This is a genomic window from Aquirufa beregesia, from assembly GCF_011090385.1.
GTDB lineage: Bacteria > Bacteroidota > Bacteroidia > Cytophagales > Spirosomataceae > Aquirufa > Aquirufa beregesia.
On record NZ_SEWW01000003.1, the window covers coordinates 144,354 to 156,476 of the forward strand.

The 12,123-nt window shown below is 39.6% G+C and carries 10 protein-coding genes; 8 read left to right on the top strand and 2 right to left on the bottom strand.

All coding sequences use genetic code 11. The annotated features are described in order from the left end of the window. Position 1: 1 nt before the first annotated feature. Entirely contained in the window at positions 2-493 is a 492-nt protein-coding gene (locus EWU23_RS06665) for a dihydrofolate reductase (protein ID WP_166230076.1), read from the bottom strand. Positions 494-701: 208 nt separating this feature from the next. Here EWU23_RS06665 and carB point away from each other — a divergent pair, with 208 nt between their 5' ends. From carB to EWU23_RS06700, 7 genes are all read left to right on the top strand, one after another. Continuing rightward, complete coding sequence (carB, locus tag EWU23_RS06670) at positions 702-3,530, top strand: carbamoyl-phosphate synthase large subunit (protein ID WP_166230078.1); 2,829 nt, start codon at positions 702-704, stop codon at positions 3,528-3,530. 18 nt (positions 3,531-3,548) lie between these two features. Continuing rightward, on the top strand, positions 3,549-3,797 hold the full coding sequence (locus EWU23_RS06675; protein ID WP_166230080.1) for a DUF4834 family protein: 249 nt from the start codon (positions 3,549-3,551) through the stop codon (positions 3,795-3,797). 137 nt (positions 3,798-3,934) lie between these two features. Beyond that, positions 3,935-4,210, top strand: coding sequence for a hypothetical protein (locus EWU23_RS06680; protein ID WP_205753104.1), 276 nt, complete (start codon positions 3,935-3,937; stop codon positions 4,208-4,210). Positions 4,211-4,303: 93 nt separating this feature from the next. Continuing rightward, complete coding sequence (locus EWU23_RS06685; protein WP_166230084.1) at positions 4,304-4,579, top strand: hypothetical protein; 276 nt, start codon at positions 4,304-4,306, stop codon at positions 4,577-4,579. Further along, positions 4,576-5,700, top strand: a complete 1,125-nt coding sequence (locus EWU23_RS06690) for an efflux RND transporter periplasmic adaptor subunit (protein WP_166230087.1) — start codon at positions 4,576-4,578, stop codon at positions 5,698-5,700. Before EWU23_RS06685 ends, EWU23_RS06690 begins: the two co-directional genes overlap by 4 nt. A gap of 11 nt (positions 5,701-5,711) precedes the next feature. Beyond that, entirely contained in the window at positions 5,712-8,831 is a 3,120-nt protein-coding gene (locus EWU23_RS06695; RefSeq protein WP_166230090.1) for an efflux RND transporter permease subunit, read from the top strand. 1 nt (position 8,832) lies between these two features. Continuing rightward, positions 8,833-10,257 carry a TolC family protein gene (locus tag EWU23_RS06700; RefSeq protein WP_166230092.1) on the top strand — a complete coding sequence of 475 codons (1,425 nt, stop codon included), beginning with the start codon at positions 8,833-8,835 and terminating at the stop codon, positions 10,255-10,257. Here EWU23_RS06700 and purN read toward each other — a convergent pair whose 3' ends face one another. After that, on the bottom strand, positions 10,258-10,827 hold the full coding sequence (gene purN / locus EWU23_RS06705; RefSeq protein ID WP_166230094.1) for a phosphoribosylglycinamide formyltransferase: 570 nt from the start codon (positions 10,825-10,827) through the stop codon (positions 10,258-10,260). A 92-nt stretch (positions 10,828-10,919) separates the two neighbouring features. Between purN and bshA the strand changes: the two genes are divergently transcribed. Beyond that, a complete protein-coding gene (bshA, locus tag EWU23_RS06710) occupies positions 10,920-12,083 on the top strand; it encodes an N-acetyl-alpha-D-glucosaminyl L-malate synthase BshA (RefSeq protein WP_166230096.1) in 1,164 nt (387 codons plus the stop codon). Positions 12,084-12,123: the final 40 nt, after the last annotated feature.

The following is a 12,123-nucleotide window of genomic DNA, read 5'->3' on the forward strand; positions in this document are numbered from 1 at the left end:
GTTATTGGATTCTTTGGTAAGTTAAAAAACTGTATTGGTAGGGGTTTTTTTCATCGGTAATACCTCTTTCTGTCTGTATGATTTCCCAATCTTTGCTGGAAAGTTCAGGGAAAAAGGTATCTCCATCAAAATAATCATGCAAGCGAGTGAGAATGACTTGGTCAGCAATCTCCATGGCTTGTTTATAAATTTCGGCCCCGCCTACGACGAAAATATCATCTCTGGATAAGCTTTTAGCTTTTAAAATGGCTTCCTCTAAGGAATGGCAAAGAATAATTCCTTCACTAATGATTTGGTTTTGCCTACTGATCACGAAGTTGTTTCGGTTGGGTAAGGCTTTACCAATGGAATCAAAGGTTTTTCTACCCATGATGATGGAATGCCCGGCGGTCAAATTTTTGAAGTGCTTTAGGTCAGCCGGTAGGTGCCAAATGAGTTGATTGTTTTTGCCAATGACGTTTTTTTCATCACAAGCCACGATTATTTTGATCACGGGATTTCTATTTTTATCAAAATTACGGGAAATAATGGGACGAAAAGAAATCAAATTAGGGAAAAGGCCTATGTGCTTAAAATTCCTGATTTTTATTTTCAATAACGTTTCCCAATTTGGGCTTCAACTACTAACTTTGTACAATTTTTGAGCCTAAGTGTAAAGGTCTAAAAATTTGTTTTCTATTGATACAAAATAAATTAATCCCGTGCCAAAAGATTTATCTATCCGTTCCGTTCTGATTATCGGTTCTGGTCCTATTGTAATTGGTCAAGCCTGTGAGTTTGATTATTCTGGTTCTCAAGCAGCTCGTTCATTGCGAGAAGAAGGAATCGAAGTGATTCTGATCAATTCCAACCCTGCCACCATCATGACGGACCCTATGAACGCCGATCATGTGTATTTGAAGCCATTAGATAGAGCTTCCATCATTCATATTTTGGAGAGGCATAAAGTAGATGCTGTGTTGCCGACTATGGGGGGACAAACAGCTTTGAACTTGGCTATCGATTGCGATGAAGCAGGAGTTTGGGAAAAATACGGAGTAAAAATTATCGGGGTTGATATCAAGGCCATTGAGACGACAGAAGATCGGGAGAAGTTCCGTTTGAAAATGTTGGAATTGGGGGTGGGTGTGTGCAAAGGAAGAACCGCTCGTTCTTTCCTAGAAGGAAAAGAAATTGCTCAAGAAACAGGTTTCCCTTTAGTTATTCGTCCTTCATTCACCTTGGGTGGAACGGGTGGAGGTTTCGTGAATGAGCCTAAAGACTTTGATGCGGCTTTGAACAAAGGTTTGCATGCTTCGCCAACCCATGAAGTATTGATTGAACAGTCCATTATGGGCTGGAAAGAATTTGAATTAGAGTTGTTGCGTGATAATTTAGGTAATGTTATTATTATTTGCTCCATTGAGAATTTTGACCCAATGGGTATACATACAGGAGATTCTATCACGGTAGCTCCCGCCATGACTTTGCCAGATACCGTATACCAACGTATGCGTGATATGGCCATCATGATGATGAATGCCATTGGTAAATTTGCGGGTGGTTGTAATGTACAGTTTGCCTTACATCCTGAAACAGATGAAATCATTGCAATTGAAATCAACCCACGTGTTTCTCGTTCTTCTGCCTTAGCTTCTAAAGCTACGGGTTACCCGATTGCTAAAATTGCAGCCAAAATGGCGATTGGATATAACTTAGATGAGTTAACCAATGCCATTACAGGAACTACTTCGGCCTATTTTGAGCCGGCTTTAGACTACGTGATTGTGAAGGTTCCTCGTTGGAATTTCGATAAATTTAAAGGCGCTGATCGTTCATTAGGTCTTCAAATGAAGTCGGTAGGAGAAACCATGGGTATTGGTCGTAATTTCCAAGAAGCTTTACAAAAGGCTTGTCAATCATTGGAAATCAAACGAAATGGTTTAGGTGCTGACGGAAAAGAATTGAGAGATCAAGATGCCATCATGCATTCTTTGGCTAATCCTTCTTGGAACCGCTTGTTCCACGTTTATGACGCCTTTAAAATGGGTATTTCTTTCAAGACTATTCAACAATTGACGAAAATCGATAAATGGTTTTTAAATCAAATTGAAGATTTGGTACGTGTAGAAAAAGAAATTGAACGATATACTTTAGCTACTATTCCGACAGATTTATTGGAAGAGGCGAAGCACAAAGGATTTGCCGATCGTCAAATAGCTCATGCGATGCGTTGTTTAGAATCCGAGGTGTATGATAAGCGTAATAGCTTAGGAATTAAGCGTTTATACAAATGTGTAGATACTTGTGCGGCAGAATTTGAAGCAAAAACACCTTATTATTATTCTACATTTGGTCAAAGTACCGACTCCATGGATAATGAGTCCAAATCTTCTGACCGTAAAAAAGTAGTGGTTTTGGGTTCTGGTCCTAACCGTATTGGTCAAGGTATTGAATTTGATTATTCTTGTGTGCACGGAGTCTTAGCAGCTAAGGAAGCGGGTTATGAGACCATCATGATTAATTCGAATCCAGAAACAGTTTCTACGGATTTTGATATTGCAGACAAATTATATTTTGAACCGGTATTCTGGGAGCACGTGTATGACATCATTCAACACGAAAAACCAGAAGGGGTGATTGTGCAGTTGGGTGGTCAAACGGCTTTAAAATTAGCGGAAAAATTATCTAAATATGGTATTAAAATCTTGGGAACCTCATTTGAAGCCTTAGATTTGGCGGAGGATCGGGGAGCTTTCTCCAGTCTTTTGAAAGATTTAGGTATTCCTTATCCTAAATTTGGGGTTTGTGAAGATGCTGATAATGCCGTGCTTTTAGGTCGCGAGTTAGGTTATCCATTATTAGTGCGTCCAAGCTATGTGTTGGGAGGTCAATCCATGAAGATTGTGATTAACGAGCAAGAATTGGAGCAACATGTAGTGGATATTTTACGCGATATTCCAGGAAATAAAATCTTGTTGGATCATTTCTTAGAAAATGCGATTGAAGCGGAGGCAGATGCCATTTGTGATGGAGAAGATGTGTACATCATTGGTGTGATGGAGCATATTGAGCCAGCTGGAATTCACTCGGGAGACTCACATTCTGTCTTACCTCCATTTGATTTATCAGAAAACGTGCTCAAGCAAATTGAAGACCATACCAAGAAAATTGCGGTGGCTTTAAAGACCAAAGGATTGTTGAATATCCAATTTGCTGTTAAAAATGAAGTGGTATACATCATTGAAGCTAACCCTAGAGCTTCAAGAACGGTCCCATTCATTTGTAAGGCTTACCAAGAACCTTATGTAAATTATGCGACGAAGGTGATGCTTGGAGATAAAAAAGTAAAAGATTTTAACTTCCAGCCCGTTAAGAAAGGATACGCAATTAAGATTCCTGTATTTTCTTTCAATAAATTTCCGAATGTCAACATGGAATTAGGTCCCGAGATGAAATCTACGGGGGAAGCCATTTATTTCATTGATGATTTGAAAGATGAATTTTTCAGAAAGGTGTATGGGGAACGAAATTTATATTTAAGTCGTTAATAGACAAAAAATAGAAACATGTTAAAGATTCTCGGACTTATTTTCTTGTTTATCTACGTCATTAGGCCCTTGTTCAAATTGCTGTTTAAGAGTTATATCATTACTCAAGTACATAGACAGCAATCTGAACAGGCATATCGACAAAAAGAGGCTAAAAGGGAAGGAAGCATTGATGTAGATTTCGTTCCACCTCAAGCTAAATCTAAGCCTCGGTCGACTAAAGTAGACGACAGTGATTACGTACCTTTTGAAGAGATTAAGGAATAAATAGTATTTTTTGTATTTGTAAACCGATTTTGAGGTTTTTCGGTTTTATCTTGTTTACATTGTTTAAACCTAATGATATTTTATTTGCCTAAATGAGGAATTTATTAACGTGGTGTTTTTTCTTGCTTGCCGTTTTGATGATAAACGACAGCCTGATTTTGAGCACGGTAAAAAATACTCATGAGCCCTCAAAAGTTTGGATAGATCAGTTCTCTGACATCAATACAGCGGGTCAATCATCCGACGAAGTTCAAGATATGGAAGAAGAAGGTTTTGCTTTTCTTCTCCAGCCTGCCTCCCATATTAAGTTATTTCAAGTGAATCAATCGGAATTAGTCGTTCAATTAAAGGCTAATCCATATCAGGACATCTCCTTGGACATGATTTACCCTCCTCCTCAATTGTCGGCCTAAATCCGCACAATTAGAAATAAAACGAAACAAAATCATTTCTTGTAACAGGTGAGTGGGGCTTTTAGCTTCCACGCATCTATTAATTTGAATCGTATGAAATTTTTCGTGTTAATTCTATGTGTTGGCTGTGCACACATAGGGATTAGCCAAGTCCCGGCTAATTATAAAGCTCAGCTAAATAAAAATATAAAGTCCGAAGCTAAAGTTATTCAAGTCATCGATAAAGGTTATTCTCAGCAAACTAGTCATGAGACTCCTAAGTACAGAAAAAGAGAGACATTGATCGAACAAAAAGTAGCTGTTAGTAAAGGATTAGTACGAAGTTCTTATAAACACCAGGCTGTAGCCTTAAAAAAAACAGTAAAATGAATCAAGCATCTAAGCTAATAGCGTGTGTCGGTTTCATCCTTTTGCAAGCCTGCGGCTCAAAAAATGAAAGTGCCAATGAAGAAATCTCCAGTTTGGAAGTGAGTGTCCCTATTCAAATAGATACAACCCTTTCTCAGGAATTTGTGGCAGATATTCATGCCATCAACAACGTAGAAATACGGGCTCGAGTAAAAGGGTATTTGGATAAAATACATGTGGACGAAGGAAAGGCTGTTCGAAAAGGACAGGTATTGTTTACTATCAATAACTCAGCCTATTTGGCGGAGGTGATGCGTGTCAAATCTGTTTTAAATCAGACCATTGCTGATTTAAAAGGCGAACAGTTGAATTTGGAGAATACTCGTTTATTAGTGGAGAAAAATGTTATTTCTAAGACTCAGTTGGCAATTGCTCTTGCTAAAATTGAAGGCTTAAAGGCGAAAAAAGAGGAGGCGCAAGCACATGTTAAAGCCGCTGAATTGAGAGTGGAATATTATTCTATTCGTGCTCCTTTTGATGGGGTAGTCGACAGACTACCTCTCAAAATGGGGAGTTTAGTAGATGAGGGGACTTTATTGACCACCTTATCTGATACTAAAAATGTTTTTGCCTATTTCAATGTATCTGAGAAAGAATACTTAGCCTTTGCGGAATTGGGCGAGGCATTTAAGCAAAATGCAGCAGTAAGCTTATTATTGGCAAATGGAGAGTTATATCCCCATGCAGGAAAGGTTGAGACTATAGAAGGAGAGTTTGACAAAAACACAGGAAGTATTGCTTTTCGAGCCAGATTTGATAATCCTGAGAAATTGTTAAAACATGGTTCTTCAGGAAAAATTCAAATGCCTAAAAAGGTAACTAATTATTGGGTGATTCCACAAAAAGCAGTGTTTGAAATTCAAGAAAAAAACTATGTATTTGTAAAGGATAAGGATGGAATTGTCAAAATGAAAAGCTTACTACCAGAGTTCAGAATGCCGCATTTCTTTTTAGTTAAAAGTGGCTTTTCAAAATCAGATACGGTCTTAATTGAAGGAATCCAATTAGTAAAACAGGGTCAAAAAATACGTACGGTTTTTAAACCTATGCGACAAATAATTCAACAAGCTAAAACGCTTTAAGCAACGTAAAAATGGTTCAAAAATTTATAAGTAGACCTGTTCTTTCAATAGTTGTTTCCCTTTTTATAACCATAATTGGGGTGATTGCAATGCAACAGTTACCTATTACGCAATTCCCAGATATTGTACCTCCAGCAGTAACTGTAACAACGAAATATACGGGAGCTAATGCGGAGGTATGTGCCAAAGCAGTAGTTACTCCTTTGGAACGTGCCATCAATGGTGTTCCAGGTATGACTTACATGACTTCCGTTTCAGGAAATGATGGTACTAGTATCATTCAGGTGTCTTTTGAAGTAGGAACAGACCCTGATGTAGCAGCGGTAAATGTTCAAACCAGAGTTCAAACGGTATTGGATGAAATGCCAGAAGAAGTAATTAAGGCGGGTGTCATGACGGAAAAAGAGGTTAATAGTATGTTGTTGTACGTTAACTTATTGAGTTCTGATAGTGAAATTGACGAGAAGTTTATATACAATTTCGCTGATATTAATGTTTTACCTGAACTGAAGCGAATCAATGGTGTTGGTTTTGCAGATATTATGGGTCAACGAGAGTATGCCATGCGTGTGTGGCTACATCCTGACCGTTTATTTGCCTATAAACTTTCAGCCGACGATGTGGTGGCAGCTTTGCGGAGCCAAAACGTGGAGGCTGCGCCAGGTAAAATAGGAGAGAGTTCGGGTAAAAGAGCTCAAGCCTTACAATACGTGCTTCGATACACGGGTAAGTTTACCCAAGTGGCGGAGTATGAAAATCTTATCATTAAGTCGACTGAATCCGGTCAATTATTACGTTTGAAGGATGTGGCTGATATTGAGTTTGGTTCCTTGGATTATGATGTATTATCGAAGGAGAATGGGAAGCCATCAGCCGCCATTTTATTAAAGCAAAGACCTGGATCTAATGCGGCAGAGGTTATTGCCAATGTTAAGAAGCGATTAGATGAATTGAAGGTAAGTACCTTTCCTCCAGGAATGGGTTATACCATCAGTTACGATGTTTCTCGTTTCTTAGACGCGTCCATCCACGAAGTAATCAAAACTTTGATTGAAGCCTTTTTATTGGTAGCACTTGTCGTATTTATTTTCCTTCAAGATTGGCGAGCCACTTTGGTCCCTATTATTGCCGTTCCTGTTTCCTTAGTAGGAACGTTTTCGTTTATGTTGTTTTTTGGTTTTTCAATTAACTTATTGACCTTGTTCTCTTTGGTGTTAGCCATTGGTATTGTGGTGGATAATGCCATCGTAGTCGTTGAGGCTGTTCATGCTAAAATGGAGGAAAAAAATATGCCTGTAATGGCGGCAACCCAAGAAGCAATGCATGAAATTTCGGGTGCAATCATGGCCATCACCTTGGTTATGGGTGCGGTATTTATTCCAGTAGCATTTTTATCAGGACCTATTGGTGTATTCTTTAGGCAATTTTCGGTGACCATGGCTATTTCCATTGCTTTATCAGGTTTAACGGCATTAACATTAACTCCTGCCCTATGTGTTCTATTATTGAAGAAACCTCATTTGGATGGGAAAAGCTTGATGGGGCGCTTTTTCTTAGGCTTTAACAAGCGCTATGATCAAGTTGCTACTAGCTATATGAAATGGGTTTCTATTTTCATCAATAAACGAGTTTTACTCTGGGGAACATTAATTGTATTTACAGTCATGACTGTAATATTGGTACGTATTTTACCAACTGGCTTTATTCCAACAGAGGATCAGGGAACGTTGTACGTCAACGTGACGACACCTTCAGGAGCCACCTTAGAACGGACGGAAAAGGTGATGGATCAGGTATTTCAGAAAGTGAAAAATGTTCAAGCAGTAGAGTCTTTCTCCAGTTTGGCAGGGTTTAGTTTGTTGACAGATGGTGGCGGAGCATCTTATGGTATGGGTATTATCACCATGAAACCGTGGGAAGAGCGCAGTCAGACCGTTGATGAAGTCATGGAGGAAATTCGAAAAAAGACGGAGGGGATTAAAGATGCTAGTATTCAGTTTTTCCCACCTCCTGCTGTGCCAGGGTTTGGAAATGCTTCTGGTTTCGAGTTTCGCGTGCAGGATAGGACGGGAAGAGGAGATTTACAGAAATTATCTGTTGTAACGCAGGAATTTGCTAAGAAATTAAATCAAACGGCTTCTATTCAAAATACATTCTCCAGTTTTGACCCTTCTTTTCCTCAGTATATGTTGGAAGTAGATCAATCGGCAGCTGCTCAGAAAGGGGTCAATGTATTAACGGCCATGGATAATTTGCAGACTTTATTGGGTAGTTTTTATGCGACTAATTTTATCCGATTTGGACAGATGTATAAAGTGATGGTACAGGTAGACCCGAGTTACCGTATTCATCCAGATGATGTCATGAAATTTTATGCCAAAAACAAGGATGGAGAGATGGTATCCTATTCTTCTTTCATGAAGATGCGGAGGGTGTATGGACCAGAGCAATTGACCCGATTTAATATGTTTACTTCGGCCATGGTCAATGGAGAACCAGCCCCAGGTTTTAGTACAGGAGAAGCTTTGAAAGAGATTCAAGCACAAGCGGCGAAAAACCTACCTAGAGGTTATACCATCGAATGGTCAGGTATGACCCGAGAGGAGTTTTTGGCAGGCAATCAAGCTATTTTCATTTTTATCATTTGTTTGGTATTTGTGTATTTATTGCTTTCTGCCCAGTATGAATCCTTTCTAATGCCTTTTCCCGTTTTAATCTTTTTGCCAATGGGAGCCTTTGGTGTGTATTTATTCTTACAAGTTTTTGGACTTCAAAATAATATTTATGCGCAGGTTGCCATGGTTATGCTGATTGGTTTATTAGGTAAAAATGCCATTTTGATTGTGGAATTTGCCCTCGCTCAAATGAAACAAGGGGCTAGTATCATCGATGCTGCCAAACAGGGAGCTTTTGCTCGACTGCGACCTATTTTGATGACATCCTTTGCTTTTGTAGCTGGATTAATTCCCCTAATGATCTCAAGTGGTGCGGGAGCCATTGGTAATCGAACCATTGGTACAGCTTCAGCCGGAGGTATGATTTTGGGAACTGTGGGAGGATTGATTCTTATTCCTGGATTGTTTGTCGTGTTTGCCACTATATCAGCTAAATTTTCTAAACCCAAGGTTTAATATGCGTCTAATCATCATAATAAGTATATTTTCCATGAGCTTGCTCTCTTGTCAGCAAGCCATTTTCCGAGATGCTCGAAAGATCGATGCGGAACTTGAAGCCTATCGAATGAAAGACCTAGGCCAGTCGGTTTCTGGCATAGAAGCCTGCTGGAAAAAAGATAGTTTATTGGTGCAATTGATTGATTCCGTACTCATTCGTAGTAATGACATTAAGATTGGATTCTTAAATCTGGCCATCAGTCGGGCTCAGTATACTTTTGACCGTGGAGCTATGAAGCCGACCGTTTCGGGTGTCATTCAACCTAGTTTGAGGAAATTCAGTAAATATACCATGGATGGAGTGGGGAATTATGATACTCAATTTTCTCCTAATATTACCAAAGAGCAGATCATCCCAGAACATTTGCCTGATGTGATGATTGGTTTGCAGTCTTCTTGGGAAGTGGATATTTGGGGTAAGCTTTCTAAGCGTAAAAAAGCGAGTGCTTTGCGGTATTTAGCTACAGAGTCAGGTCAACAATGGTATATTACTTCCTTGGTTTCTGAAGTAGCTGGAATGTATGGTCAATTGGTGGCATTGGACCAAGAATTGGATATTTTGAAAACTAATATTGGGATCCAATTTAGTGCTTTGAGTTTGGTTAAAATACAAAAGGAAGCCGGCGTGGTGAATGAATCTGCAGTGCAGCAATTGGAAGCTCAGTGGTTAAATTCACGGGCTCAGGAAGGTTTGGTGTTACAGCAAATTATCGAATTAGAAAACCAGCTTCGTTATTGGTTAAATCAACCCAATAAGAAAATTGCACGTTCTCAATACCCCTTCAATTGTTCATTGGATAGTTCCATGTATGCCCAAATCCAGATTGATCAATTGGAAAGACGGCCGGATGTTCGTCAGGCTAGGCTAGAATTGGAAGCCCAGCTACTGAATAAGCAAAGCGCTGATTTAGCTCTGAAACCTGCTGTGGTATTATCAGGAATGTTAGGTGTACAAGGATTTCAACCAGCTTACTTATTTCAATTACCGGCCTCCATGGCTTATCAATTAATTGGGGGAATTACGGCACCTTGGTTAAATCGCTCGGCCTTATATTCCACTATTGGTCGAGAAAATGCCCGTTGGAAAGCCCTGGATTTGACCTATCAAAATGCCCTTTTAAAAGGCTTTTTGGAATGGGATACTCAGGTGAAATCGTTGGCTTATTTACAGCGTATGGGTCAGTTGAAAGAGCGAGAAGTGGTGTTGACAAAAGGGGCCATTGCCACTGTAGGCACCTTGTTTACCACGGCCAAAGCGAATTATTTGGAAGTGCTTACGGCACAGCAAAACGCACTCCGGTCGGAACTTGAATTGTTAGAGATTTCACGAAAACGCTGGATCCATGCCATTCAGCTGTATCGAGTTTTAGGTGGAGGTTGGTAATTAGTTTGATTGTTTGATCAGATTTTCAATGACTTGCGGGAAATCGCGGTGTTCAAGAACCTGGCCTTTTCTGGCGACATCCTCTGGGCTGTCGCCAGGATCAATGCTAAATGAACTTTGATGGATAATAGCACCTTCATCATACTGTTCATTTACATAATGAATCGTGATGCCTGATTCTTTTTCTCCTGCTTCTATGACAGCTTCGTGTACAAAATGACCGTACATACCCTTCCCTCCAAACTTGGGTAAAAGGGCTGGATGAAGGTTGATGATTCGTTGCGGATAAGCTTGCACAAAGCTGCTTGGAATTAGCCATAAAAATCCGGCTAATACGATCCAGTCGGCATGTAAAGCTTGAATTTCACTTAGCACTATCCCGTTTTTATATTCTTCTCGGGAGAAAACTCGACAAGGGACGTTTAGTCGTTTGGCACGTTCAATGACGCCCGCTTCGGGATTGTTGCAATAAATACAGCTTACTTGGGCTAGTGTGGAGCCATGTAAATGTTGAATGATTTTTTCCGCATTAGAACCTGATCCGGAAGCAAAAATGACGATGTTTTTCAAGCCTGAACGATTATTTTCTTACAAATTTAGGCCATATTGCGGAACCTTTAGATAAAAAATGAAGTTTTGTTTCTTCAGGTCAAAATCGGAACATGAAAATAGGAATCATTTGCTATCCAACGTATGGAGGGAGTGGGGTTGTGGCAACCGAGTTAGGAAAAGCCCTAGCTTCGGCAGGTCATGAAGTGCATTTTATCACATATACGCAGCCCCCTAGATTGGATTTCTTTTCCGAGAATATTTTTTACCATGAGGTGAGTGTGGCCTCCTATCCCTTGTTTCAGTACTTGCCTTATGAGTCGGCATTGGCCAGTAAAATGGTGGATGTTACCATCAATGAAAAATTGGATTTATTGCATGTACATTATGCAATTCCCCATGCTTCTGCCGCCTATTTAGCTAAACAAATATTGAAATACAAAGGGATTCATGTGCCTGTGATTACCACATTGCATGGGACTGATATCACTTTGGTCGGTAGGGACCCATCTTTTGAACCAGTAGTAACATTTTCCATCAATGAGTCAGATGGGGTTACGGCAGTATCTGAAAGTCTTCGAAATGACACTTATGCCGAGTTTGAAATATTAAGTGCGATCGAAGTAATCCCTAATTTCATTGATCTAAAGCGATTTAAAAAACAAGCCAAAGAACATTTCAAGATAGCCATTTGTCCACATGGAGAAAAGTTATTGATGCATACATCCAACTTTCGAAAAGTTAAAAGAATTGAAGACATCATTCATGTATTCGAAAAAGTCCGGAAAGAAATCCCTTCCAAATTATTGCTGGTAGGAGATGGACCAGAACGTTCCGCCATCGAAGCCTTGTGTCGTGACTTGGGCGTTCAAGGAGATGTCCGTTTTTTAGGCAAATTGGATGCCATAGAAGAAGCACTTTCCTTAGCAGACGTTTTCTTTTTAACCTCAGAAAAAGAGAGTTTTGGATTGGCTGCCTTAGAAGCCATGGCTTGTGAAGTACCTGTGATTTCATCCAATGCGGGTGGTATTACCGAAGTCAATATACACGGAGAAACTGGCTATGTGAGTGAGATAGGAGATATTGAAGATATGGCCAAAAACACCATTAAACTACTTTCAGACGAAGTTTTATTGACCCAAATGAAGAAGAATTCTTTGGAGAGAGCCAAGTTATTTGATATTGAGAAAATACTGCCACTCTACGTAAACTATTATCAAAGGGTGATTAGCCAAAGTTGGAAATTCCCAACCCAGAATCTTTTGGATAGCGAATAGTTTCTATTATTTTTGTGAATAAGCCTAAGTCTACTATCAA